The sequence below is a fragment of the Pseudomonas moraviensis genome, assembly GCF_900105805.1.
In the GTDB taxonomy this organism is placed as follows: Bacteria; Pseudomonadota; Gammaproteobacteria; order Pseudomonadales; family Pseudomonadaceae; genus Aquipseudomonas; species Aquipseudomonas moraviensis_A.
On record NZ_LT629788.1, the window covers coordinates 429,257 to 453,163 of the forward strand.

At 61.5% G+C, this 23,907-nt stretch carries 24 protein-coding genes; 21 read left to right on the forward strand and 3 right to left on the reverse strand.

The features are described from left to right. Nucleotides 1-114 precede the first annotated feature (114 nt). On the reverse strand, nt 115-633 hold the full coding sequence (locus tag BLU71_RS02105; protein WP_083352201.1) for a DUF2062 domain-containing protein: 519 nt from the start codon (nt 631-633) through the stop codon (nt 115-117). 136 nt (nt 634-769) lie between these two features. Between BLU71_RS02105 and BLU71_RS02110 the strand changes: the two genes are divergently transcribed. The 12 genes from BLU71_RS02110 (at nt 770) to BLU71_RS02165 (ending at nt 12,239) form a co-directional block, all read left to right on the forward strand. Continuing rightward, on the forward strand, nt 770-3,004 hold the full coding sequence (locus BLU71_RS02110) for a DNA internalization-related competence protein ComEC/Rec2 (protein WP_083352202.1): 2,235 nt from the start codon (nt 770-772) through the stop codon (nt 3,002-3,004). Nucleotides 3,005-3,105: 101 nt separating this feature from the next. Beyond that, entirely contained in the window at nt 3,106-3,741 is a 636-nt protein-coding gene (locus BLU71_RS02115; protein WP_007908216.1) for a MotA/TolQ/ExbB proton channel family protein, read from the forward strand. Continuing rightward, nucleotides 3,738-4,166 carry an ExbD/TolR family protein gene (locus BLU71_RS02120; protein ID WP_042610688.1) on the forward strand — a complete coding sequence of 143 codons (429 nt, stop codon included), beginning with the start codon at nt 3,738-3,740 and terminating at the stop codon, nt 4,164-4,166. The genes BLU71_RS02115 and BLU71_RS02120 overlap by 4 nt, the downstream gene beginning before the upstream one ends. Then, on the forward strand, nt 4,166-5,176 hold the full coding sequence (gene lpxK / locus BLU71_RS02125; protein WP_083352203.1) for a tetraacyldisaccharide 4'-kinase: 1,011 nt from the start codon (nt 4,166-4,168) through the stop codon (nt 5,174-5,176). The genes BLU71_RS02120 and lpxK overlap by 1 nt, the downstream gene beginning before the upstream one ends. A gap of 24 nt (nt 5,177-5,200) precedes the next feature. Beyond that, complete coding sequence (locus tag BLU71_RS02130) at nt 5,201-5,386, forward strand: Trm112 family protein (protein ID WP_003179363.1); 186 nt, start codon at nt 5,201-5,203, stop codon at nt 5,384-5,386. Beyond that, nucleotides 5,383-6,147: a 3-deoxy-manno-octulosonate cytidylyltransferase gene (kdsB, locus tag BLU71_RS02135; protein WP_042610690.1), complete on the forward strand. Its 765-nt coding sequence runs from the start codon at nt 5,383-5,385 to the stop codon at nt 6,145-6,147. Before BLU71_RS02130 ends, kdsB begins: the two co-directional genes overlap by 4 nt. Further along, nucleotides 6,147-6,611 carry a low molecular weight protein-tyrosine-phosphatase gene (locus BLU71_RS02140; protein WP_064361450.1) on the forward strand — a complete coding sequence of 155 codons (465 nt, stop codon included), beginning with the start codon at nt 6,147-6,149 and terminating at the stop codon, nt 6,609-6,611. The genes kdsB and BLU71_RS02140 overlap by 1 nt, the downstream gene beginning before the upstream one ends. Next, complete coding sequence (gene murB, locus BLU71_RS02145; protein ID WP_083352204.1) at nt 6,608-7,627, forward strand: UDP-N-acetylmuramate dehydrogenase; 1,020 nt, start codon at nt 6,608-6,610, stop codon at nt 7,625-7,627. Before BLU71_RS02140 ends, murB begins: the two co-directional genes overlap by 4 nt. Nucleotides 7,628-7,877: 250 nt before the next feature. Then, nucleotides 7,878-8,348: a (2Fe-2S)-binding protein gene (locus BLU71_RS02150; RefSeq protein ID WP_041479453.1), complete on the forward strand. Its 471-nt coding sequence runs from the start codon at nt 7,878-7,880 to the stop codon at nt 8,346-8,348. Next, nucleotides 8,345-10,666 carry a xanthine dehydrogenase family protein molybdopterin-binding subunit gene (locus BLU71_RS02155; RefSeq protein ID WP_042610693.1) on the forward strand — a complete coding sequence of 774 codons (2,322 nt, stop codon included), beginning with the start codon at nt 8,345-8,347 and terminating at the stop codon, nt 10,664-10,666. Before BLU71_RS02150 ends, BLU71_RS02155 begins: the two co-directional genes overlap by 4 nt. Next, the gene (locus tag BLU71_RS02160; protein WP_083352205.1) at nt 10,666-11,646 is read left to right on the forward strand and encodes an XdhC family protein; all 981 of its coding nucleotides are present in this window, start codon (nt 10,666-10,668) and stop codon (nt 11,644-11,646) included. Before BLU71_RS02155 ends, BLU71_RS02160 begins: the two co-directional genes overlap by 1 nt. Then, complete coding sequence (locus tag BLU71_RS02165; RefSeq protein WP_083352206.1) at nt 11,643-12,239, forward strand: nucleotidyltransferase family protein; 597 nt, start codon at nt 11,643-11,645, stop codon at nt 12,237-12,239. The genes BLU71_RS02160 and BLU71_RS02165 overlap by 4 nt, the downstream gene beginning before the upstream one ends. A gap of 191 nt (nt 12,240-12,430) precedes the next feature. On the opposite strand, the gene rne is transcribed toward BLU71_RS02165, so the two are convergent. Beyond that, nucleotides 12,431-15,718, reverse strand: coding sequence for a ribonuclease E (rne, locus tag BLU71_RS02170; protein WP_083352207.1), 3,288 nt, complete (start codon nt 15,716-15,718; stop codon nt 12,431-12,433). Between the two features lie 699 nt (nt 15,719-16,417). Here rne and rluC point away from each other — a divergent pair. Genes rluC through sppA form a run of 3 tightly spaced genes read left to right on the forward strand, consistent with a single transcriptional unit; the run spans nt 16,418 to nt 19,040 of the window. Then, nucleotides 16,418-17,377: a 23S rRNA pseudouridine(955/2504/2580) synthase RluC gene (rluC, locus tag BLU71_RS02180; protein ID WP_064361456.1), complete on the forward strand. Its 960-nt coding sequence runs from the start codon at nt 16,418-16,420 to the stop codon at nt 17,375-17,377. Continuing rightward, nucleotides 17,364-18,026, forward strand: coding sequence for an HAD-IA family hydrolase (locus BLU71_RS02185; protein WP_083352208.1), 663 nt, complete (start codon nt 17,364-17,366; stop codon nt 18,024-18,026). The genes rluC and BLU71_RS02185 overlap by 14 nt, the downstream gene beginning before the upstream one ends. Before the next feature lie 24 nt (nt 18,027-18,050). Further along, the gene (sppA, locus tag BLU71_RS02190) at nt 18,051-19,040 is read left to right on the forward strand and encodes a signal peptide peptidase SppA (protein ID WP_083352209.1); all 990 of its coding nucleotides are present in this window, start codon (nt 18,051-18,053) and stop codon (nt 19,038-19,040) included. A 119-nt stretch (nt 19,041-19,159) separates the two neighbouring features. Here sppA and BLU71_RS02195 read toward each other — a convergent pair whose 3' ends face one another. After that, nucleotides 19,160-19,738, reverse strand: coding sequence for a Maf family protein (locus BLU71_RS02195; protein ID WP_083352210.1), 579 nt, complete (start codon nt 19,736-19,738; stop codon nt 19,160-19,162). Between the two features lie 105 nt (nt 19,739-19,843). On the opposite strand from BLU71_RS02195, the gene BLU71_RS02200 reads away from it, so the two are divergent. From BLU71_RS02200 to acpP, 6 genes are all read left to right on the forward strand, one after another. Further along, complete coding sequence (locus BLU71_RS02200; protein WP_003204262.1) at nt 19,844-20,371, forward strand: YceD family protein; 528 nt, start codon at nt 19,844-19,846, stop codon at nt 20,369-20,371. A gap of 13 nt (nt 20,372-20,384) precedes the next feature. Further along, complete coding sequence (rpmF, locus tag BLU71_RS02205; protein ID WP_003179396.1) at nt 20,385-20,567, forward strand: 50S ribosomal protein L32; 183 nt, start codon at nt 20,385-20,387, stop codon at nt 20,565-20,567. Between the two features lie 4 nt (nt 20,568-20,571). Continuing rightward, nucleotides 20,572-21,582 (forward strand): phosphate acyltransferase PlsX, encoded by a 1,011-nt coding sequence (plsX, locus tag BLU71_RS02210; RefSeq protein WP_083352211.1) that lies wholly within the window; start codon nt 20,572-20,574, stop codon nt 21,580-21,582. A gap of 123 nt (nt 21,583-21,705) precedes the next feature. Further along, nucleotides 21,706-22,644 (forward strand): ACP S-malonyltransferase, encoded by a 939-nt coding sequence (gene fabD / locus BLU71_RS02215; protein ID WP_083352212.1) that lies wholly within the window; start codon nt 21,706-21,708, stop codon nt 22,642-22,644. 16 nt (nt 22,645-22,660) lie between these two features. Continuing rightward, on the forward strand, nt 22,661-23,404 hold the full coding sequence (fabG, locus tag BLU71_RS02220; protein ID WP_016770989.1) for a 3-oxoacyl-ACP reductase FabG: 744 nt from the start codon (nt 22,661-22,663) through the stop codon (nt 23,402-23,404). Nucleotides 23,405-23,600: 196 nt separating this feature from the next. Next, complete coding sequence (gene acpP, locus BLU71_RS02225; protein ID WP_003175607.1) at nt 23,601-23,837, forward strand: acyl carrier protein; 237 nt, start codon at nt 23,601-23,603, stop codon at nt 23,835-23,837. Nucleotides 23,838-23,907 lie beyond the last annotated feature (70 nt).

The following is a 23,907-nucleotide window of genomic DNA, read 5'->3' on the forward strand; positions in this document are numbered from 1 at the left end:
CGAGCAGGCTCGCTCCCACACTGGAATGATGTCCGTGGGAGCGAGCCCACTCGCGAAGGGGCCAGCCCAGACACAACGAAAAAACGGCCTCCCATCGCGGAGGCCGTTTTGCATTCATTTCTGCCGCCTTTTCTTGCGCCGCCGCCATTGCCGCGCCACCCACCAGCGCCAGTACAGCATCACCAGAAAGTAGGCGAGGATGCCCAGCACCAGGCCGACGACCACCGAGCCCAACAGAAACGGTTGCCAAAGCGTCGACAATTCGCCGCTGATCCATTCCCAGGTCAACTCGTCCGGCAGATGTCGCGCCGGCACATCCATCAGGAACGCCCCGGCCTGATAGGTACAGAAAAACACCGCCGGCATGGTGATCGGGTTGGTCAGCCAGACCAGACTCACCGCGATCGGCATGTTGCCGCGCACCATCACCGCCAGCGCCGCCGCGACCAGCATCTGTGCTGGTATCGGCAGGAACGCGGCAAACAGGCCGACCGCCATCGCCCGGGCCACCGAGTGGCGGTTGAGGTGCCAGAGGTTCGGGTCATGCAGCAACTTGCCGAGAAAGCGTAAGGATTTGTGTTCCCTGATGCTCGTCGGGTCTGGCATGTAACGTTTGAATAAGCGCCGGGGCATAAGGCTTCTCGGTCGGTTAAGGCGGCAAGTATGTCTGGATTCTACGAACCGCCCATTCAGACTTTGTGACAATTGTTGACCACAGTGGTGCCGCAGACCCGCTATGCCTAAGGAGGGGACTCTCAAGGACGGGCATATGCGCACAGGGATGATGGCGCTGGCAGTCGGTCTGCTGGCCCCGGTTTTTTTGCCGGCCTTGCCGCCGGTCGGTTGGTGGGTGGTACTGCCGGTGGTGGCGCTGATGCTCCTACCGTTTCGCAGCTATCCACTGGCATTTTTGTTGTTTGGCTTCACATGGGCCTGCGTCGGCGCGCAGATGGCTCTGAATGACCGCTTGCCGCCGCGACTGGACGGCGAAACCCGTTGGCTCGAAGGGCGCGTGGTCGGCTTGCCGCAGCACGGCGACGGTGTGGTGCGTTTCGAACTGGCTGACGCCCGCTCGCGCCACGAAAAGCTGCCATCGCTGATGCGCCTGGCCTGGTACGCCGGGCCGCCGGTCAACAGCGGCGAACGCTGGCGTCTGGCGGTGAAGTTGAAGCGCCCGGGTGGCTTGCTCAATCCCGACGCCTTCGATTACGAGGCCTGGCTGCTCGCCCAGCGCATCGGTGCGACCGGTACGATCAAGGATGGCCAGCGTCTGGCTGAGGCCCGGTACGCCTGGCGCGATAGCGTTCGTCAGCGCCTGCTGGCGGTCGATGCGCAGGGGCGAGAGGGCGCGTTGGCGGCGCTGGTGCTCGGCGACGGTTCGGGTCTGAGTCGCGAGGACTGGCAGGTACTGCAAGACACCGGCACCGTGCATTTGCTGGTGATTTCCGGCCAGCACATCGGTTTGCTCGCCGCGGTGATGTATCTGCTGGTCGCCGGGCTTGCGCGATACGGTTTATGGCCGTTGCGCTGGCCATGGCTGCCCTGGGCATGCGGCCTGGCCTTCGCGGCGGCGCTGGGTTATGGCTTGCTCGCCGGTTTCGATGTGCCGGTGCAGCGCGCCTGCGTGATGGTGGCGCTGGTGCTGTTGTGGCGCCTGCGTTTTCGCCATCTCGGTGCGTGGAGGCCGTTGTTGCTGGCGTTCAACGGCGTGCTGCTGTTTGATCCGCTGGCCAGTTTGCGTCCCGGTTTCTGGCTGTCTTTCGCGGCGGTGGCCGTACTGATTTTCACCTTCGGCGGGCGGCTGGGCGCTTGGCGCTGGTGGCAGACCTGGACCCGCGCGCAGTGGCTGATCGCGATTGGCTTGTGTCCGGTGTTGCTGGCGCTCAGCTTGCCGATCAGCGTCAGTGGCCCTGTGGCGAATCTGTTGGCGGTGCCGTGGGTCAGTCTTGTGGTATTGCCGCCGGCGTTGCTCGGCACGCTATTGCTGCCCGTGCCTTATGTTGGCGAAGGGTTGTTGTGGCTGGCCGGTGGTTTGATCGACTGGCTGTTTATCGGACTGGCGCTGATTGCCGGGCAATGGCCGGCGTGGATACCTGCCGCCATCCCCTCGTGGGCGCTGGTCTTGGGCAGCCTCGGCGCCTTGTTATTGCTGTTGCCCCGTGGTGTGCCGCTGCGTCCATTGGGCTGGCCGTTGATGTTGCTGCTGATATTGCCGCCGCGAGAGCGAATAGAAGAGGGGCGGGCCGATGTTTGGCAACTCGACGTCGGCCAAGGCCTGGCCATCCTCGTGCGCACCCGCCATCACGCGTTGCTTTATGACGCCGGGCCGCGTTTCGGCGAGTTCGATCTCGGCGAGCGGGTGGTGCTGCCAGCGCTGCGCAAACTCAATCTGCAAACGCTCGACCTGATGCTGCTCAGCCATGCCGACGCCGATCACGCTGGCGGCGCCGGGGCGGTGATGCGTGGATTGGACGTGCACCGCATCGTCAGTGGCGACCCGCCAAACCTGCCGCCGGAGTTGAGCGCCGAAGCCTGCGCAAGTGGCGAACAGTGGCAGTGGGATGGCGTGCAGTTCCAGCTCTGGCAATGGTCTGCGGCCGATGACAGCAACCAGCGCTCCTGTGTCTTGCAGATCGAAGCCAACGGCGAGCGCCTGCTGCTCACCGGCGACATCGACATTCACGCCGAGCGCGTTCTGCTCGACAGTCCACTGGCGGTGCCGACGCAATGGCTGCAATCGCCGCATCACGGCAGTCGCAGCTCATCGTCGATGGCCCTGCTCAAAGCCTTGCAGCCAGAAGCGGTGCTGATCTCCCGTGGCCACGGCAACTCCTTCGGTCACCCGCATCCGACCGTGCTTGCGCGCTACCGCAAGCAAGGCCTGCGCATCTATGACAGCGCCGAGCAGGGCGCCATCCATCTGCAACTGGGCAGCTTCAAACCGCCGTGGACGATGCGTCACCAGCGGCGTTTCTGGCGCGAGCCGCCGGCGCCTGGCCGTTGATCGGTGCCAGCATGGTTGCCACCTTACGGTCGTCGGGGCGGCGGGTCTTAATCGCGGATCGGTATGGTAAAGTGGCGCACTTTTTCGAGGGGACTGTCACTGTGTGGGAATTGGTCAAATCCGGCGGCTGGATGATGTTGCCGATCATTCTGAGTTCCATTGCGGCCATGGCGATCGTTGCCGAACGCCTGTGGACACTGCGCGCCAGTCGCGTCACCCCCGAGCATCTGCTGGGTCAGGTCTGGGTCTGGATCAAGGACAAGCAGCTCAATAAGGAAAAACTCAAGGAATTGCGCGCCAACTCGCCGCTGGGGGAAATCCTCGCCGCGGGCCTGGCCAACTCCAAGCATGGTCGCGAGATCATGAAGGAGTGCATCGAAGAGGCCGCCGCGCGGGTCATTCATGAGCTCGAACGCTATGTCAACGCGTTGGGCACCATCGCCGCGATGTCGCCGTTGCTCGGTCTGCTCGGCACTGTGCTCGGCATGATCGACATTTTCAGTGCCTTCACCGGTTCCGGCATGACCACCAATGCATCGGTGCTGGCCGGCGGTATTTCCAAGGCGCTGATCACCACGGCGGCGGGCCTGATGGTCGGTATTCCGGCGGTGTTCTTCCACCGTTTCCTGCAACGCCGTATCGACGAGCTGGTGGTCGGCATGGAGCAGGAAGCGATCAAACTGGTGGAAGTGGTGCAGGGCGACCGTGATGTCGATCTGGCCGAGGGCCGCGCGTGAAATTCCGTCGCAAGCCTCGGGAAACCATCGATATCAACCTCGCGTCGCTGATCGACGTGGTGTTCATTCTGCTGCTGTTTTTCGTGGTCACTACCACCTTCACCCGTGAAACCCAGCTGCGCGTGGATTTGCCGGAAGCAGTCAGCGGTTCGCCCGCCGAAGATCAGCAAGTCAAACAACTGGACGTCGCGATCAGCGCCGAAGGCGTGTTCTCGGTGAATAACAGGATTCTGCCGAAGAATGACCTGCCGACGCTGATGGAAGCCATGCAGAAAGAGTCCAACGGCGATACCAGCATGCCGCTGTCGATCAGTGCCGATGGCAAGGCCCAGCACCAATCGGTGATCACCGCCATGGACGCGGCCGGCAAGCTCGGTTTCAGCCACCTGCGCATGACCACGGTCGAGGCGGCGCCGAAATCCTGATGAGCCTCTCCGATCGCCTGCTCACCGCGTGGTATCAGGGGCACCCGGCCCTGACGCTGCTGCGGCCGCTGGAAATGTTGTATCGCCGTGTGGTGATCAACAAACGTCAGCGCTTTCTCGACGGCGAAGGTGAAATCTACCAATCGCCCGTGCCGCTGATTGTGGTCGGCAATATCACCGTCGGCGGCACCGGCAAGACACCGATGATTCTCTGGCTGATCGAGCATTGCCGGCGCCGTGGACTGCGGGTTGGCGTGGTCAGTCGTGGTTATGGCGCCAGGCCGCCGCACCTGCCGTGGCGCGTCGAGGCTGCGCACAGCGCCGAGGTAGCCGGTGACGAGCCGCTGCTGATTGTCCAGCGCACCGGCGTGCCACTGATGATCGACCTTGATCGCGGCGCCGCCGTCAAAGCCTTGATCGCCAGTGAGCCCTTGGACCTGATCCTGTCCGACGATGGCATGCAGCATTACCGCCTCGCACGGGATCTGGAACTGGTACTGATCGATGCGGCTCGTGGCTTGGGCAACCAGCGCTGTCTGCCGGCCGGACCATTGCGTGAGCCGGTCGAGCGCCTGCAAAGTGTCGACGGCGTGCTGTTCAACGGTGCCTTGGCTGATCGCGACGACGGTTTCGCCTTCCGCCTGCAACCCACGGCGCTGGTCAATCTGCACAGCGGCGAACGTCAGTCGCTCGAACATTTTCCGCCCGGCCAGGCGCTGCACGCGGTAGCCGGGATCGGCAATCCGCAACGTTTCTTCAATACCCTCGAAGCGCTAGACTGGCGGCCAGTTCCGCATGCGTTTGCCGACCACGCCGAGTACAGCGTGCAGGCCCTGAATTTCACCCCGTCATTACCCTTGGTAATGACCGAAAAGGACGCGGTGAAGTGCCGTGCCTTTGCTGCTGCCGACTGGTGGTATCTGGCGGTCGATGCCGTGCCGTCGCCGGCCTTCGTGGCCTGGTTCGACACGCAGCTGATGCGGCTGTTGCCGGATCGTCTGTTGCCTTAACTGTTTTTATTTCTGGGAATGTTCATGGACACCAAACTGCTCGACATCCTTGCTTGCCCCGTGTGCAAAGGCCCGCTCAAGCTCAGCGCCGACAAGACCGAACTGATCAGCAAGGGCGCCGGCCTGGCGTACCCGATCCGCGACGGCATCCCGGTAATGCTGGAAAGCGAAGCGCGCACCCTGACCACCGACGAGCGCCTGGATAAATGACCACAGCCTTCACCGTTGTCATCCCGTCGCGTTTCGCCTCGACCCGTCTGCCGGGCAAGCCGTTGCTCGATATCGCCGGCAAGCCGATGATCCAGCATGTCTGGGAACAGGCCAGCAAAAGCAGCGCCACCCGCGTCGTGGTTGCCACCGATGACGCGCGCATTGTCCAAGCGTGCAAAAGCTTTGGCGCCGAAGTGGTGCTCACCCGTGAAGATCACAATTCCGGCACTGATCGTCTGGCCGAAGTCGCGGCGAAACTGGGTCTTGCGCCGGATGCGATCGTGGTCAACGTGCAAGGCGATGAGCCGTTGATTCCGCCGAGCGTGATCGATCAGGTCGCCGCTAACCTGGCCGCTCACACCGAAGCGCGCATGGCCACCTTGGCCGAGCCGATCGAAGACGTCGAAACCCTGTTCAACCCCAACGTTGTGAAGGTTTCCAGCGACATCAACGGTCTGGCCCTGACATTCAGTCGTGCAACCTTGCCATGGGCTCGCGATGCATTCGCCAGAAACCGCGAGCAACTGCCGGAAGGCGTGCCCTATCGCCGCCACATCGGTATTTATGCCTATCGCGCCGGGTTCCTCCACGACTTCGTGAGCTGGGGGCCCTGCTGGCTGGAAAACACCGAATCCCTCGAGCAACTGCGTGCCTTGTGGCACGGCGTGCGCATTCATGTCGCCGACGCGCTGATCGCGCCGCCGACCGGCGTCGACACCGTCGAAGACCTTGAGCGGGTTCGTCGCCTGCTGGGGGCCTGATGCGCGTTCTGTTTGTGTGCCTGGGCAACATCTGCCGTTCGCCCACCGCCGAAGGCGTGTTGCGCCACAAGTTGCGCGAAGCCGGATTGGCGGACGTGGTCGAAGTGGCCTCCGCCGGCACCGGTGACTGGCACGTCGGCAACCCGCCGGACAAGCGCAGCCAGGCCGCGGCGAAACTGCGCGGTTATGACCTGTCGACGCAACGCGCGCAGCAGGTCAGCCGGGCCGATTTCGCCAGCTACGACCTGATTCTCGCCATGGATAACAGCAACCTGCGCAACCTCAAAGCCTTGCAGCCGTCCGCCGGCAAGGCCGAGCTTGACCTGTTCCTGCGTCGCTATGCTGGATTGGTCGATGAAGTGCCAGATCCGTATTACGACGGTGATCAGGGTTTCGAGCAGGTGCTCGATCTGATCGAAGCGGCCTGCGATCAACTGCTGATCGAAGTGAAGGGCCGCTTATGAGTTTGCAGATCCAAGCACAAGTGTCGCTGAAAGCGTTCAACACCTTTGGCGTCGATGTGCGTGCGCAACTGTTTGCCGAAGCCCACAGCGACGCCGACGTCCGCGAAGCGCTGGCCTATGCCGCGTCCCATGACGTGCCGTTGCTGGTGATCGGCGGCGGCAGCAATTTGCTGCTGACGGCGGATGTTCAGGCGTTGGTGTTGCGCATGGCCACTCGTGGCATTCGGCTGCTCAGCGATGATGGCAGTCGCGTGGTGGTCGAGGCGGAAGCGGGCGAACCGTGGCATCCGTTCGTGCAGCACACGCTGGCCCAGGGGCTGGCCGGGCTGGAAAACCTCAGCCTGATTCCTGGCACCGTCGGCGCCGCGCCGATGCAGAATATCGGTGCCTATGGCGTCGAGATCAAAGATGTGTTTGCCGGGCTGACCGCGCTCGACCGCGAGAGCGGCGAGCTGCGTGATTTCAGTCTGGAAGACTGCAACTTCGGCTACCGCGACAGTCTGTTCAAGCAGCAGCCGGGACGTTGGCTGATCCTGCGGGTGCGCTTCAGGCTCGATCGCGCAGCGCACCTGCATCTGGAATACGGCCCAGTGCGTCAGCGCTTGAGCGAGCAGGGCATCGAGCAGCCGACGCCCACCGACGTCAGCCGCGCCATCTGCAGCATCCGCAGCGAAAAACTGCCGGACCCGGCGGTGCTCGGCAACGCCGGCAGCTTCTTCAAGAACCCGCTGGTGCCCGCCGCTGTAGTCACGCAGATCAAAGCGCAGCACCCGGATCTGGTGGCTTATCCGCAAGCCGATGGACAGATGAAACTGGCCGCCGGCTGGCTGATCGAACGCGCCGGCTGGAAGGGTTTTCGCGACGGCGATGCCGGCGTGCACAAGTTGCAGGCACTGGTGCTGGTCAACTACGGCACGGCCACCGGTCTGCAACTGCTCGACCTGGCGCAACGTATCCAGAAAGACATCGCCGAGCGCTTCCATGTCGAACTGGAAATGGAGCCCAATCGGTATTGAGGCTACGCTTGCCTGATGCCATCCAAAGCCCTGCACTGATGAAAAAAGTGCAGGGCTTTTTTGTTAATGCTGGGTTAACTTAGCGACCTAACGATACCTACCATTTGCTCCACCCAAAGGCCCGGTGCAGACGTTCCCGTCGGCGCAAGAGAGCCTGATTAGCCTGAGTCGATCTGCGCGAACCCACCGCTGATTTTCCGGCGGCAGATTGCTCGACCCCATAACCACTAAAAAATATGCGGGCGTGCCCATGATTACCCTGAAACTCAACGGTCAAGACCACTCCCTCGATGTCACCGAAGACATGCCGCTGCTGTGGGCGATTCGTGACGTAGCCGGTTACAACGGCACCAAGTTCGGTTGCGGCATGGGCCTGTGCGGCGCCTGCACCATCCACATCGACGGCTTGCCGGCGCGCAGTTGCATCACGCCGATCGGCTCGGTGATCGGCCAGAATGTCACCACCATCGATAACCTCCACGCCGATCCGGTGGGCAAGGTCGTTCAGCAAGCCTGGCTCGACAGCGCGGTCGCGCAATGCGGTTATTGCCAGGGCGGGCAGATCATGTCGGCCACCGCTCTGCTGAAAACCAATCCCAACCCGAGCGACGAGCAGATCGAAGAAGCCATGGTCGGCAACATCTGCCGCTGCGGCACCTACAACCGGATCAAAACCGCGATCCGCCAGGCCTCCACGCAACTGAAGGAGGTGAAGGCATGAGCCGCGTCCCGAATGATTTCGCCCTGAGCAACCTCAGCCGCCGTGGCTTTCTCAAAGGCGTCGGCGCCACCAGCGCGCTGGTCCTTGCGGCGAGTTGGGGCTGGCAGGATGCGCTGGCCGATGACGCGGCGAAGAAGTTCGGCGCCGACGGCATGCCCAATGGCTGGATCGACGATCCCAAGGTCTATGTAAGCATTGCCGCCGATGGCAGCGTCACCGTGGTTTGCAACCGTTCGGAAATGGGCCAGGGCGTGCGCACCAGCCTGAGCATGGTGGTTGCCGATGAACTGGAGGCCGATTGGGCGCAGGTCAAAGTGCAGCAGGCGCCCGGTGACGAAGTGCGCTTCGGCAACCAGGACACCGACGGTTCGCGCAGCATGCGTCACTGGTATGAGCCGATGCGTCGTTGCGGCGCGGCCGCGCGGACCATGCTCGAACAGGCGGCCGCTGCGCAATGGAAAGTGCCGGTCGGCGAATGCCATGCGCAACTGCACAAAGTTATTCATAAACCCTCCGGCCGTGAGCTGGGGTATGGCGAGCTCGCCGCTGCGGCCAGTGCGCTGGCAGTACCGGCGCGTGACAGCCTGCGCCTCAAGCAGCCGTCGGAGTTTCGCTACATCGGCAAAGAAGGCACCAAGGCCATTGATGGTGCCGACATCGTCAATGGCCGCGCAGTGTACGGCGCCGACGTGCATTTCGACGGCATGCTCTACGCCACCATCGCTCGCCCGGCAGTGTATGGCGGCAAGGTCAAAAGCCTCGATGACAGCGCCGCGCTGAAAGTCCCGGGCGTGCTAAAAGTCATTCAGATCGAAGGCCGGCCGTTGCCGTCGGAGTTTCAGCCGCTGGGCGGCGTCGCAGTCGTCGCGAGCAACACCTGGGCGGCGATCAAGGGCCGCGAGGCGCTGAAGATCGAGTGGGACGACGGCCCGAATGCCAGTTATGACTCGATTGCCTATCGCAAAGAGCTTGAAGCCGCGTCGCTGACAGCCGGCAAAGTGGTGCGCAATACCGGTGACATCGACAAGGCCCTGAGCGGCGCTGCCAGCACCCTCGAAGCCTCGTACTACCTGCCGCATCTGGCGCAGGCACCGATGGAACCGATGGTTGCGATTGCGCGGTTCAAGGACGGCGTGTGCGAGGCCTGGGCGCCGAGCCAGGCACCGCAGGTCACCCGTGAGCGCATCGCCGAGCGCCTGGGCGTACCGTTCGAAAAGGTCACTTTCAACGTTACGCTGCTGGGCGGTGGGTTCGGGCGCAAGTCGAAACCGGACTTCGTCGTCGAAGCGGCGATTCTCGCCAAGGAATTTCCGGGCAAGGCTGTACGGGTGCAGTGGACGCGCGAAGACGACATCCACAACTCGTATTTCCACACCGTGTCGGCGGAGTACCTGAAGGCCGGCATCGACAAGAACGGCATGCCCTCCGGTTGGCTGCATCGCACCGTGGCGCCAAGCATCACTGCACTGTTTGCCCCGGACATGAACCATGAAGCCGCGTTCGAGCTGGGCATGGGCTTTACCAACATGGCCTACGCGATTCCCAACGTACGCCTGGAAAACCCCGAAGCCAAAGTGCACACGCGGGTCGGCTGGTACCGCTCGGTATCGAACATTCCCCATGGCTTTGCGATTCAGAGTTTCGTTGATGAATTGGCGCACAAGGCCGGTGAAGATCCGCTCAAGTACCAGATCAAACTGCTCGGGCCGGACCGGCAGATCGATCCTCGCACCTTGAGCGAAGAGTGGAACTACGGCGAATCGCCCGAGCGTTATCCGATCGACACCGGTCGCATGCGCACGGTGCTGGAAACGGCCGCCAAGGCTGCCGGTTGGGGGCGCAAGCTGCCCAAGGGCCGGGGGCTCGGTCTGGCCGTTCATTACAGCTTCGTCACCTATGTGGCGGCGGTGATTGAGGTCGAGGTCAAGGACGACGGTTCGCTGATCGTGCACAAGGCCGACATCGCCGTCGACTGCGGGCCGCAAATCAACCCTGAGCGTATCCGTTCGCAGTTCGAAGGCGCGTGCGTCATGGGCCTGGGCAATGCCGTACTCGGTGAAATCAGCTTCAAGGACGGCAAGGTGCAGCAGGACAACTTCCATATGTACGAGGTCGCGCGCATGTCGCTGGCACCGAAGGAAGTTGCGGTGCATCTGGTCACGCCGCCGGGGGACGTGCCGTTGGGTGGCGTTGGTGAGCCGGGCGTACCGCCAATTGCTCCGGCGCTGTGCAATGCGATCTTCGCCGCGACCGGCAAGCGCATCCGCAATCTGCCGGTGCGTTATCAGTTGCAAGGCTGGCAGAAGGCGGAGGCGTAATGGACAGCGTCGATCTCAACGTCCTGCGCAGCGTCCTCGAATGGCGCCGCGCCGGGCAGCGGGTGGTGCTGTTCAGTGTGGTGCAGACCTGGGGCACCGCACCGCGCTCGCCCGGCGCCATGCTCGCCTTGCGTGAAGATGGCGTGGTGATCGGCTCGGTGTCGGGCGGCTGTGTCGAGGATGACCTGATCGCGCGCCTGCACGACGGTCGCATCGCCACCGAGGGCCCGCCAGTGCAGATGATTACCTACGGCGTGACCCGCGAGGAGGCCGCGCGTTTCGGCCTGCCATGCGGCGGCACCCTGCGCCTGACCGAGGAGCGCGTCGGCGACCCGGCGTGGGTGGCCGAGCTGCTGCAGCGTTGCGAAAACCATGAAATCGTTGCCCGGGAACTGAACATCGAAACCGGCGAGGTGCTGTTAACTCCGGCGACTAAATCCGACTCACTGGTGTTCGACGGCAAAATCCTGCGAGCGATTTATGGCCCGCGCTGGCGCCTGTTGCTGATCGGCGCCGGGCAGTTGTCGCGCTACGTCGCCGACATGGCGCGGCTGCTGGATTTCGAAGTGCTGATCTGCGATCCGCGCACCGAGTTCGTTTACGGCTGGGAAGAGCAACATGGCCGTTTTGTTCCCGGCATGCCGGACGAAGCGGTGCTGAACATCCAGACCGACGAGCGCACGGCGATTGTTGCCTTGACCCACGATCCTCGGCTGGACGACATGGCGTTGCTCACCGCGCTCGACTCGCCGGCGTTCTACGTCGGCGCGCTGGGCTCGCGGGTCAACAGCCAGAAGCGCCGGGAAAACCTCGCTCAGCTAGGCTTGTCGCAAACATCGATTGATCGCCTGCACGGGCCGATCGGCCTGCACATCGGCAGTCATTCGCCAGCGGAGATCGCTTTGTCGTTGCTGGCGGAAATTGTCGCGATCAAGAACGGTGTGGAGTTGAAGCAGAAAAAACCGCTGGAGGGTGTATGAGCCAATCCATCGCAGTGATCGTGCTGGCAGCGGGCGAGGGCAAGCGCTTTCGCCAGATCGCCGGCCCTGACAAAGACAAGTTGCTCGCTGACTGCACGGGGCGCGACGACGCCGTGCGCTCGGTGATCGAGCAAGTACTCGTGAACCTGCCGGCCAGTCTCGACAAGCGCGTACTGGTCACGACCGAAGCGCGCCCGCAGGCGATGCGCATGGCCCAGGCTTACGGCTGCGATGTGGTGTCGATCGAATCGACAGGCATGGGTGACAGTATCGCCGCAGGTGTTGCCGCTTGCCCTGACGCCGATGGCTGGTTGATTGTGCTGGGTGATATGCCGTTTATCTTGCCGTCGAGTATTGAGCGAGTGTTCGCGGCGATGGCTGACGATGCGGTGAGTGTGCCGGTGCTGAACGGCGAGTTTGGCCATCCGGTGGGGTTTGGTCGTTCGTTTGGCACGCAATTGCAGACGCTGACCGGTGATCGTGGGGCCCGGCCGTTGTTTGCGCAGGGGCGGGTGGTGGAAGTGGCGGTGGATGATCCCGGGGTGTTGTGGGATATCGATGTGCCTGAATCTCTGGTATTTCCTCATTCCTGAGCCATGCACAAATCCCCTGTAGGAGTGAGCCTGCTCGCGATAGCGGTCGTTCAGCTACATGTGTGCTGACTGACACACCGCTATCGCGAGCAGGCTCACTCCTACAATGAACATCGGTGCGGCCTGAATCGCAGTCAATAAAAAGCCCCGCCAGGCTTTCACCAGGCGGGGCTATTTAATGGCTTCAGGAATTACACGAGTGGTTTAGGCTCGTGCTGTTTTTCCTGGGCTTCTTCGCGCTGCTCGACCGCGTCCTGAACGGAGCGTGGTGCTTCAGCGATCACCGCTTCAACCGAAGCTTCTTCAGCGACCGGGGCAGGGGCTGCCTCGACCACTTCAACCGCAGCGGCCGGTTCTGCAGCCACTGGCGCCGCAGCGGCAGCCAGTTCGGCTTCCTTCTGCAGACGCTCGGCTTCACGCTTGCGACGACGCACTTCACGCGGGTCGTTTGGCGCGCGGCCGTTTGGCGTCAGGGCGCTGACCGGAGCCGGTGCTTCAACCACTGGGGCAGGCGCTTCGACTACGGCTGGTGCTTCTTCAACCTGAGCTTTCGCAACCGGTGCTTCGACAGCTGGTGCTTCAACCACTGGCTCTGGAGCCGGTTCGGCCGCTGCAACTACTGGCTCGGAAACTATGGCCTGCGGCACTTCGACTTCAGCGACTGGCGCTGGCGCTTCGGTGACGGCTGGCTCGGCAACCCAGTTGAACGCAGTCTGCTCTTCGCGAACTTCACGCACGGTTTTGGTCACGTCTTCAGTGACGGTTTCAACCGCTGGCTCAGTGACGGCAGCTGGCGCTTCAACGGTAGCTTCTGGTTCAGCCGCCGCTTCAGCCTGAGGTTGGGCTTCGCGAACCGGGGCCACTTCGATTTCCGGTGCAGCGGTCACTTCCACAGGAGTGGTGGCTTCGACAACCGGCGCTTCGACTGGAGCAGTTTCCAGTGTGGCGGCGGTGGCGCGTTCAGCCTGCTCGTGGGCCTGGGCTTCAGCCGGCGCGCTGATGGTGCTGCTGGCAACGGCGGCGGTGACCGCCAGGCCAGCGGCCAGATCGGCAGTGCTTGGCTCACCAGCGTTTTCAGCGGACTCGGATTCTTCCGAACCTTCGATCACGTTGCCGTTGGCATCACGCTGACGCTCGCGACGGTTGCTGCGACGACGCTGACCACGGGAGCGACGACGTGGACGATCGCCTTCGGCGCTGTCCTGACCGTCTTCCGGCAGTTGCTCTTCGTTATTGGTGTTCACTTCTTCTTCAGCGACGGCAGCAGCGGCTTGTTCGGCGCGCGGTTGACGTTCTTCACGCGGCGGACGCGGAGCGCGTTCTTCGCGTGGCTGACGGGCCGGACGCTCTTCAGCCGACACGGCAGCGGTGGCTGCGGCTGCGGCTGGCGCGGCGTCCAGTGGCTCGCGCAGTTCACGTACGCGTTCTTCACGCTCGCCACGCGGCTTGCGATCTTCACGCGGTGCGCGCGGTGCACGTTCTTCACGCGGGGCACGTGGTGCGCGCTCTTCGCGAGCAACCGGTGCTTCGCTGCGAGCTTCACGGGGCTCACGGACTTCACGTGGCTGACGCTCTTCACGCGGTTCGCGCGGCGCACGCTCTTCACGTGGGGCACGTTCTTCGCGCGGCTTGCGTTCTTCATCGCGGCGACCGTTACGGTTGCGGCTCTGCTGACGACCGTTGCGACGCTCTTCGTTACGCGCTGGACGCTCGGTGGCAGCCGGTTTTGCAACGGCAACCGGTGCGGCTGGCTCTTCCTTGGTGGCGAACAGGCTGACCAGCGACTTTACCAGACCTTTGAACAGGCTTGGCTCAGGCGCGGCAACCGGTGCCGGAGCAGGGGCGGCAGGGGCAACTTCAGTCGGCACCGGCGCGTTGGCGCGGGCCGGCGCAGTCTTCACCGCAGCTTCCTGGCGAACCAGGGTACGGGTGGCGGCGGCTGGCTGGACTTCTTCGACTTCGGCAGCTGCCGCAGCGATTTCGTAGCTGGACTGGTTGGTCGCGGCTTCCGGGCTGTCATCACGCAGACGCTGAACTTCGAAGTGCGGCGTTTCGAGGTGATCGTTCGGCAGAATGACGATGCGGGCACGGGTGCGCAGTTCGATCTTGGTGATCGAGTTGCGTTTTTCGTTGAGCAGGAACGCGGCGACCGGGATCGGCACTTGCGCGCGAACTTCGGCGGTGCGGTCCTTCAGGGCTTCTTCTTCGATCAGGCGCAGGATGGCCAGCGACAGCGATTCAACGTCACGGATGATGCCGGTGCCGTTGCAACGCGGGCAGACGATGCCGCTGCTTTCGCCAAGCGATGGACGCAGGCGCTGACGGGACATTTCCAGCAGGCCGAAGCGCGAGATGCGACCGATCTGCACACGGGCGCGGTCGGCTTCCAGGCATTCACGGACTTTTTCTTCCACGGCGCGCTGGTTCTTGGCCGGGGTCATGTCGATGAAGTCGATGACGATCAGGCCGCCGATGTCGCGCAGGCGCAACTGACGGGCGATTTCTTCGGCGGCTTCAAGGTTGGTCTGCAGGGCGGTTTCTTCGATGTCGCTGCCTTTGGTGGCGCGCGCCGAGTTGATGTCGATGGACACCAGGGCTTCGGTCGGATCGATGACGATGGAGCCGCCGGAAGGCAGTTCGACGACGCGCTGGAACGCGGTCTCAATCTGGCTTTCGATCTGGAAACGGTTGAACAGCGGCACGCTGTCTTCGTACAGCTTGATCTTGCTGGCGTACTGCGGCATCACCTGGCGGATGAAGGTCAGGGCTTCGTCCTGGGCTTCAACGCTGTCGATCAGCACTTCGCCGATGTCCTGGCGCAGGTAATCGCGGATGGCGCGGATGATCACGTTGCTTTCCTGGTAGATCAGGAATGGCGCGGAGCGATCCAGCGAAGCTTCTTTGATGGCGGTCCACAGTTGCAGCAGGTAGTCGAGGTCCCACTGCATTTCTTCGCTGCTGCGGCCCAGGCCGGCAGTGCGCACGATCAGACCCATGTCGGCCGGAGCGACCAGGCCGTTCAGCGCTTCACGCAGTTCGTTGCGCTCTTCGCCTTCGATGCGACGGGAGATGCCGCCGGCACGCGGGTTGTTCGGCATCAGCACGAGGTAACGACCGGCCAGGCTGATGAAGGTGGTCAGGGCGGCGCCCTTGTTGCCACGTTCTTCTTTCTCGACCTGAACGATGACTTCCTGGCCTTCGCTCAGGACGTCCTTGATGTTGACGCGGCCTTCGGGGGCTTTCTTGAAGTATTCGCGGGAGATTTCTTTGAGGGGCAGGAAGCCGTGGCGCTCGGAGCCGAAATCGACAAAGGCAGCCTCAAGGCTTGGTTCGATGCGAGTGATGCGGCCTTTATAGATGTTGGCCTTCTTCTGCTCGCGTGCACCGGATTCGATGTCCAGGTCGTAGAGGCGCTGGCCATCTACCAGTGCAACACGCAACTCTTCGGGTTGAGTTGCGTTAATCAGCATTCTTTTCATGTAGTACCGTCGGTTTCCGGGCTGCCGGAAACGGCGTTCGGCACACACGACTTCTCACGGTCGGTGTCAGGTGCGTCGGGAGTGGTTGGCCATTCCCGTGTCCAGCGATGTCCGGCCAATTGGGCCGATACCGCGACGTACGCGTCCTGCTTGCTGTGGCTACTTAAGCACTCAGTCAGGAGGAGGAATCAACCAGCGGCTGTGGACGAGATGAAGCGTCTTGATCAAAGCTTGTTGCTACACAGTCCGGCGGTTGTGCATCTCCACCCTACACGTATCCCTGATAATTCGGGTGCTGCCGCGCGCAGAATCCGCAGCGGGTTGGCATTTACCGTGAGCTCCGAAAGGGGAGGTCACGCATCATGGCTAATTCAGGCGATGTTTCCGAAACATTCGCTCGGGGTCATTCGCAGTCGACTGCACTTTGTGAACTGGCCTCGAATGTTGCCTGCCGGGCGAGTGAGAACTCTGCTCGGCGGTGTAATTCAGGCCTCATGTCACCTGCGCTCGTTACAACCGCAAACTCCACCGTTACGTAGCGAAAGCCCCGTAGGACGGCCTCGCGCCCTGGTGAATTGCGTTGGTCAGGGCCGGTCTTTGACCGTGGTTCCGCTGTCCAGGCCGCTTTTGGCGGCGTTCGCGACTATAGCAGCAATGATTAAGTGCTTCAATTCCATAAAAATTGTTATCATCCGCAGCATGACAACTACTGCCCCTTCGACTCCAGGCGTTCAACTGCTTGAAGTCTCGCCGGAGTATGCCGGCCAACGAATCGACAACTTTCTCCTCGCCCGGCTCAAAGGCGTGCCCAAGACCTTGATTTACCGCATTTTGCGCAAAGGCGAAGTGCGCGTGAACAAAGGTCGGATCAAGCCCGAATACAAGCTCCAGGCCGGCGATATCGTGCGCGTGCCGCCGGTTCGCGTTCCTGAGCGCGACGAGCCGGTGCCCCTGGCCCAGGGGCTGCTGCAGCGGCTGGAAGCGTCGATTGTCTACGAAGACAAAGCCCTGATCGTGATCAACAAGCCCGCCGGCATTGCGGTTCACGGCGGCAGCGGGCTGAATTTCGGGGTGATCGAAGCCTTTCGTCAGTTGCGTCCCGATGCCAAGGAGCTGGAACTGGTTCACCGTCTCGACCGTGACACCTCCGGCCTGCTGATGATCGCCAAGAAGCGCAGCATGTTGCGCCACTTGCACGAGCAACTGCGCGGCGATGGCGTCGACAAGCGCTACATGGCACTGGTTCGCGGCAACTGGGCAACATCGATCAAGCAAGTCCGTGCGCCATTGCTCAAGAGCAATCTGCGTTCCGGCGAGCGCATGGTCGAGGTCAACGATGAAGGCAAGGAGGCTCTGACCGTGTTCAAGGTGCTGCGCCGCTTCGGCGACTTTGCCACCATGGTCGAGGCCAAACCGGTTACCGGGCGTACCCACCAGATTCGTGTGCACACCCTGCACGCCGGGCATTGCATTGCCGGCGACAGCAAGTACGGCGACGACGATTTCACCAGGGAAATCCGCGATCTGGGTGGCAAGCGCTTGTTCCTGCACGCCTACATGCTGACTGTGCCGCTGCCCGATGGCGGCAAGCTGACCCTGCAAGCACCGGTTGACGAAATGTGGGCCAAGACCGTGGAGCGATTGAGTGCGCCCATCTGATTACAAACTGCTGATTTTCGATTGGGACGGCACCCTCGCCGATTCCATTCACCGGATCGTCGAGGCCATGCATTCGGCGTCCGGCCGTTCCGGTTTCGAGCTGCGCGATGACTTCGCCGTAAAAGGCATCATCGGCCTCGGATTGCCGGAAGCGATTCGCACCCTGTACCCCGAAATCAGCGACGCAGAACTGCTCGCTTTTCGCGAGTACTACGCCGATCACTACATCGCTGCCGAGGCCGTGCCTTCGCCGCTGTTCGAAGGCGTGGTCGAGTCGATGGCGTCGTTTCGCGAACAGGGCTATCACCTGGCGGTGGCGACCGGCAAAAACCGGCGCGGACTGGATCGTGTGCTCAAGGCCAATGGCTGGGAAGATTATTTCGATATCACCCGTGCCGCCGATGAAACTGCCAGCAAGCCGCACCCTCTGATGCTTGAGCAGATCGTCAGCCACTGCGGCGTGCGCCCGGAGCAGGCGTTGATGGTCGGTGATTCGTCGTTCGATCTGCTGATGGCGCGCAATGCGGGAATGGATTCGGTGGCGGTCAGTTATGGCGCGCAATCGATCGAGTCCCTGCAGCAGTTTGAGCCGCGGCTGTCGATCGACCGTTTTTCTGAATTGCATGCCTGGCTGGGTCAGCGGGCTTAATACGTTTTTGCTGGGGTAGATGGCATGACCGACGAATGGAAAGCACCGGCCAAGGCAAGTGCCGACGACGGTGACGCGAAAAGCTGGAAGCTGTTGGAAAAAACTCTGCTGGCTGGTGTGCAGGAACAACGCCGTTCGCGGCGCTGGGGGATTTTCTTCAAGCTGCTGACGTTTGTTTATCTGTTTGTTGCGCTGCTGCTGTTCACGCCGCTGATGGACATGGAAAAAAGCGCCACCCGCGGCCCGAACTACACGGCGTTGATCGAGATCGACGGCGTAATCGCCGACAAGGAGCCAGCCAGCGCCGACAATATCGTGGGCAGCCTGCGCGCGGCCTTCGAAGACAAAAAGGTCAAGGGCGTGATCCTGCGCATCAACAGCCCGGGCGGCAGTCCGGTGCAGTCGGGTTATGTCTATGACGAGATCAAGCGTCTGCGTGCTCTGCACCCGGAGATCAAGCTTTACGCAGTGATTTCCGATCTAGGTGCCTCCGGTGCTTACTACATCGCCAGCGCGGCGGACCAGATTTACGCCGACAAGGCCAGTCTGGTGGGTTCGATCGGCGTGACAGCGGCGGGTTACGGTTTCGTCGGCACCATGGAAAAGCTGGGTGTTGAGCGTCGTACCTACACCTCCGGCGAGCACAAGGCGTTTCTCGATCCGTTCCAGCCGCAAAAGCCTGAAGAAACAGCGTTCTGGCAAGGCGTGCTCGACACTACGCACAAGCAGTTCATCAACAGCGTCAAGCAGGGTCGTGGCGAGCGCCTGAAAGACAAAGAGCATCCGGAGCTGTTTTCCGGGCTGGTCTGGTCGGGTGAGCAGGCGCTGCCGCTGGGCCTTATCGACGGCCTGGGCAGTGCCAGTTCGGTGGCGCGTGATGTGATTGGCGAGAAGGAACTGGTGGACTTCACTGTGCAGGAATCGCCGTTCGATCGTTTCTCGAAGAAGCTTGGTGCCAGCGTGGCGGAGCAATTGGCGATGTGGATGGGTTTCCACGGGCCTTCGTTGCGGTAAATTGCCGGTAGATCAAAAGATCGCAGCCTGCGGCAGTTCTTACAGGATTAATGTTCACTCGCTTTTTTTTGCGGTGACGCCGATTCTGTAGGACTGCCGCAGGCTGCGATCTTTTGCTTTTAAGGGATTTGCACACCTTCGGCCAGCAACATATCGATCAGGCGAATCAGCGGCAGGCCGATCAGGCTGGTGGCGTCCGGACCTTCGGTCGATTGAAACAGGCTTACACCCAAGCCTTCGGCCTTGAAGCTGCCGGCGCAGTCGTACGGCTGCTCGATGTGCAGATAGCGTTCGATGCGCGCCTGGTCCAGCCGGCGCATGTGCACGGTGAACGGCACGCAGTCGACCTGGCATTGCCCGGTCTGGCTGTTGAACAGCGCCAGGCCGGTGAGGAAGGTCACGCTCGCGCCGCTGGCGGCCATCAGCTGATCGCGGGCCTTTTCGAAGGTGTGCGGCTTGCCGATGATCTGTTCGCCGAGGACGGCGACCTGATCCGAGCCAATGATCAGATGAGCAGGGTGGCTGTCCGCCAAGGCCCGGGCTTTTTCCTCGGCAAGACGTTTGACCAGGCCGAGCGCGGACTCGCCCGGGCGATGACTTTCATCGATGTCCGGTGAGCTGCAGACGAACGGCAGGTGCAGGCGGGCGAGCAATTGGCGGCGATAAGTCGAGCTTGAAGCGAGTAATAAAGGCAGCATGGACGTCTCCTGAGGCAGGTGCGGATTCTAGCGGAGGCGCGCAAGTGACGGACAGGGCACAATTTCCTTTGACATGGGTGGGTGCATCCCTATAATGCTGCGCCTATGTTGAATGACCCGATTCCACCTCACGTTGACCCGCGCAAATTGGCTGACCGTGGCACCACCCTTCAAGGTGAACTGCTGCTGGCCGATTTGAAGAGACTCTGCGACCCGCTTTCCGACGATGTCGGTACGGTGCAGGCCAAATTCGTTTTTGAACGAGATGAACGTAAGTCTGTGGTCATCCACAGCTTTATCGACACCGAAGTCAAAATGGTTTGCCAGCGTTGTCTTGAGCTGGTCACCCTGCCGATCCACAGCGAATGCAGTTACGCGGTGGTGAAGGAGGGTGCGAATACCCAGTCGTTGCCGAAAGGTTATGACGTGCTGGAACTGGGCGAAGATCCATTGGATCTGCAGTCACTGATCGAGGAGGAGCTTCTGCTCGCCTTGCCCATTGTGCCTGCTCATCATCCGGAAGAATGCCAGCAGCCGGCGGGAGCAGATGAGCCCGAACCGAGCGAGGACGAGGTAACGCGGTCCAACCCGTTCAGTGTATTGGCGCAGTTAAAGCGTGACCCAAACGTTTAGGAGTTAATCAATTATGGCTGTTCAGCAGAACAAAAAATCCCGCTCTGCCCGTGACATGCGCCGTTCGCACGACGCTCTCGAGGCTAGCACCCTGTCTGTAGAAAAAACCACCGGTGAAGTTCACCTGCGTCACCACGTATCGCCAGAAGGCGTATACCGTGGCCGTAAAGTGATCGACAAGGGCGCTGACGAGTAATCACTTGTCCGCTCAAGTCATCGCGATTGACGCAATGGGCGGGGACTTCGGTCCCCGCAGCATTGTTCAGGCCAGTCTCGCTTGCCTGTCTGCTACGCCCTCGTTGCACCTGACCCTCGTCGGTCAACCCTCCCTTCTTGAAGAACTGATCCACGGCCAATCGGCTGCCGATCGCGCGCGCCTGACGATTGTTCCGGCCAGCGAAGTCATCACCATGGACGAAAAACCTGCCCAGGCCCTGCGTGGCAAGCCGGATTCGTCGATGCGTGTCGCCCTCGAATTGCTCCGCGATGGCCAGGTGCAGGCCTGTGTCAGTGCCGGCAATACCGGGGCGTTGATGGCGTTGTCGCGTTTTGTCCTGAAGACGCTGCCCGGCATTGATCGTCCGGCCATGGTGGCGGCGATTCCGACGCAGACCGGTTATTGCCAGTTGCTCGATCTTGGCGCCAACGTCGATTGCAGTGCCGAGCACCTGTTGCAGTTCGCTGTGATGGGTTCGGTGGCTGCGCAGACCTTGGGGATTGCCCGTCCGCGTGTGGCATTGCTGAACATCGGCACCGAAGACATCAAGGGCAATCAGCAGGTCAAACTGGCGGCGACGCTGTTGCAGGCTGCGCGCGGGATCAACTACATCGGCTTCATCGAAGGCGACGGCTTGTATCGCGGCGAGGCCGATGTGGTGGTCTGTGACGGTTTCGTCGGCAATATTCTGCTCAAATCCAGCGAGGGGCTGGCGACGATGATTGCGGCGCGCATCGAGGCTCTGTTCAAGAAAAACCTGGCTTCTCGCGCTGTAGGTGCGCTCGCGATGCCGTTGATGAAGCGTCTGCAGGCCGATCTGGCCCCGGCGCGACATAATGGCGCAAGCTTTCTCGGCTTGCAGGGCATCGTCGTGAAAAGTCACGGATCGGCCGGGGTGCAGGGCTTTCAGAGTGCGATTCAGCGGGCGCTGATCGAGATTCAGGAGAACCTGCCCGAGCGCCTCCACGGTCGTCTGGAGGATCTGTTGTCTTAGGCGTTTTCGTCGGACAATGCTTAAATGTGACCGCCCGGTTCAAAGGGCCATCCAAACTGTCAGTTTCTCCCGTCCCGAGCGGGACGTTATTTTCCGACGACAAGATCATTAGGGGCTTGTTACATGTCTGCTTCCCTCGCATTCGTCTTTCCAGGACAGGGTTCGCAGTCCCTCGGCATGCTGGCCGAGCTGGACGCGCAACATCCGCTGATCCTCGAAACATTTCAAGAAGCCTCTGCTGCGCTGGGCTATGACCTGTGGGCATTGACCCAGCAGGGCCCGGAAGAGCTGCTCAATCAAACTGATAAAACCCAGCCGGCCATTCTGACCGCATCGATCGCCCTGTGGCGTCTGTGGCTGGCTGAAGGTGGCGCGCGTCCGGCATTCGTCGCCGGTCATAGCCTGGGTGAATACAGTGCCTTGGTCGCCGCCGGCAGCCTGACCCTGGCTGACGCGGTCAAGCTTGTCGAGCGCCGTGGCCAGTTGATGCAGGAAGCGGTGCCGGCCGGGCAGGGCGGCATGGCCGCGATTCTCGGTCTGGAAGATGCCGATGTGCTGGCAGCCTGCGCCGAAGCGGCGCAAGGCGAAGTCGTCAGCGCGGTGAACTTCAACTCGCCAGGCCAAGTGGTGATCGCCGGCGCCAAGGCAGCCGTCGAGCGCGCCATCGAAGGCTGCAAGGCCCGTGGTGCCAAACGCGCCATGCCGTTGCCGGTGAGCGTGCCATCGCACTGTGAACTGATGCGTCCGGCTGCCGAGCGCTTCGCTGAGTCGATCGCTGCCATCGACTGGCAGGCGCCGCAGATCCCGGTCGTCCAGAACGTCAGCGCACAAGTGCCGGCCGATCTGGAAACCCTCAAGCGTGATCTGTTGGAACAACTCTACAAGCCAGTGCGCTGGGTTGAATCGGTGCAGACCCTGGCGGGCAAGGGCGCCACGAATCTGGTCGAATGCGGCCCGGGCAAAGTTCTGGCCGGCCTGAACAAACGTTGCGCCGAAGGCGTTTCGACTTCCAATCTCAATACCCCAGACGCCTTCGCTGCCGCTCGTGCAGCGCAGGCCTGAATCAGGAGAAACTTGCATGAGTCTGCAAGGTAAAGTTGCACTGGTCACCGGTGCAAGCCGCGGTATCGGCCAGGCCATCGCACTGGAACTGGGTCGTCAGGGCGCCATCGTTGTTGGCACCGCGACCTCCGCGTCGGGCGCCGAGCGCATTGCTGCGACCCTGAAGGAAAACGGCATCCAGGGTGCCGGTTTCGAACTCAACGTCACCAGCGACGAGTCGGTCAGCGCCGTGCTGGCGGGCATTCAGGAGCAGTTCGGTGCGCCGGTGGCGATTCTGGTCAATAATGCCGGTATCACCCGCGATAACCTGATGATGCGCATGAAAGACGACGAATGGTACGACGTGATCGATACCAACCTGAACAGTCTGTATCGCCTGTCCAAGGGCGTTCTGCGCGGCATGACCAAGGCACGTTGGGGTCGAATTATCAGTATTGGCTCGGTGGTGGGTGCCATGGGCAACGCCGGCCAAGTAAACTATGCAGCCGCCAAGGCCGGTCTGGAAGGTTTCAGCCGGGCGATGGCGCGTGAAGTCGGTTCGCGTTCGATTACGGTCAACTCGGTAACCCCAGGGTTCATCGACACCGATATGACCCGCGAGCTGCCTGAAGCACAGCGTGAAGCCTTGCAGACGCAGATTCCGCTGGGTCGTCTGGGGCAAGCTCAAGAGATCGCGTCCGTGGTCGCTTTTCTTGCATCCGACGGTGCGGCATACGTTACCGGGGCTACAATCCCGGTGAACGGTGGGATGTACATGTAAGTAAAATGTGACGGATTGCTTCAAAAAAATGTCATACGAGCTGTCTAAAATCCGTTATAAAGCTGCAATCTATTTATAGGCAGAGGGCCGCAGGGTTTGAGGAGTGAAGCTTTCAGTTGAAAAGCTGAAAAGTCTTTCTATACACTTACCCACTGGCCAGCTGCCTGAATTTGTCCATTAGGAGTGAAAACAAGGTATGAGCACCATCGAAGAGCGCGTCAAGAAAATCGTTGCCGAGCAACTGGGTGTTAAAGAAGAAGAAGTGGTCAACACCGCTTCCTTCGTAGAAGACCTGGGTGCCGACTCCCTTGACACCGTTGAGCTGGTGATGGCTCTGGAAGAGGAATTCGAGACCGAAATCCCTGACGAAGAAGCTGAAAAGATCACTACTGTACAAGCTGCAATCGACTACGTTACCAGCCACCAGGCGTAATAGTTTGTAATCGTTGCTTGCTGTCATGGAAAAACCGCACTGCCATCATGGCGTGCGGTTTTTTCTTTAG

Coding starts and splice junctions, on each gene's coding strand:
- BLU71_RS02105 (WP_083352201.1), bottom strand. CDS start 633: ATGCCCCGGCGCTTATTCAAACGTTACATGCCAGACCCGACGAGCATC.
- BLU71_RS02110 (WP_083352202.1), top strand. CDS start 770: ATGCGCACAGGGATGATGGCGCTGGCAGTCGGTCTGCTGGCCCCGGTT.
- lpxK (WP_083352203.1), top strand. CDS start 4,166: ATGAGCCTCTCCGATCGCCTGCTCACCGCGTGGTATCAGGGGCACCCG.
- BLU71_RS02130 (WP_003179363.1), top strand. CDS start 5,201: ATGGACACCAAACTGCTCGACATCCTTGCTTGCCCCGTGTGCAAAGGC.
- kdsB (WP_042610690.1), top strand. CDS start 5,383: ATGACCACAGCCTTCACCGTTGTCATCCCGTCGCGTTTCGCCTCGACC.
- BLU71_RS02140 (WP_064361450.1), top strand. CDS start 6,147: ATGCGCGTTCTGTTTGTGTGCCTGGGCAACATCTGCCGTTCGCCCACC.
- murB (WP_083352204.1), top strand. CDS start 6,608: ATGAGTTTGCAGATCCAAGCACAAGTGTCGCTGAAAGCGTTCAACACC.
- BLU71_RS02150 (WP_041479453.1), top strand. CDS start 7,878: ATGATTACCCTGAAACTCAACGGTCAAGACCACTCCCTCGATGTCACC.
- BLU71_RS02155 (WP_042610693.1), top strand. CDS start 8,345: ATGAGCCGCGTCCCGAATGATTTCGCCCTGAGCAACCTCAGCCGCCGT.
- BLU71_RS02160 (WP_083352205.1), top strand. CDS start 10,666: ATGGACAGCGTCGATCTCAACGTCCTGCGCAGCGTCCTCGAATGGCGC.
- BLU71_RS02165 (WP_083352206.1), top strand. CDS start 11,643: ATGAGCCAATCCATCGCAGTGATCGTGCTGGCAGCGGGCGAGGGCAAG.
- rne (WP_083352207.1), bottom strand. CDS start 15,718: ATGAAAAGAATGCTGATTAACGCAACTCAACCCGAAGAGTTGCGTGTT.
- rluC (WP_064361456.1), top strand. CDS start 16,418: ATGACAACTACTGCCCCTTCGACTCCAGGCGTTCAACTGCTTGAAGTC.
- sppA (WP_083352209.1), top strand. CDS start 18,051: ATGACCGACGAATGGAAAGCACCGGCCAAGGCAAGTGCCGACGACGGT.
- BLU71_RS02195 (WP_083352210.1), bottom strand. CDS start 19,738: ATGCTGCCTTTATTACTCGCTTCAAGCTCGACTTATCGCCGCCAATTG.
- BLU71_RS02200 (WP_003204262.1), top strand. CDS start 19,844: ATGTTGAATGACCCGATTCCACCTCACGTTGACCCGCGCAAATTGGCT.
- rpmF (WP_003179396.1), top strand. CDS start 20,385: ATGGCTGTTCAGCAGAACAAAAAATCCCGCTCTGCCCGTGACATGCGC.
- fabD (WP_083352212.1), top strand. CDS start 21,706: ATGTCTGCTTCCCTCGCATTCGTCTTTCCAGGACAGGGTTCGCAGTCC.
- fabG (WP_016770989.1), top strand. CDS start 22,661: ATGAGTCTGCAAGGTAAAGTTGCACTGGTCACCGGTGCAAGCCGCGGT.
- acpP (WP_003175607.1), top strand. CDS start 23,601: ATGAGCACCATCGAAGAGCGCGTCAAGAAAATCGTTGCCGAGCAACTG.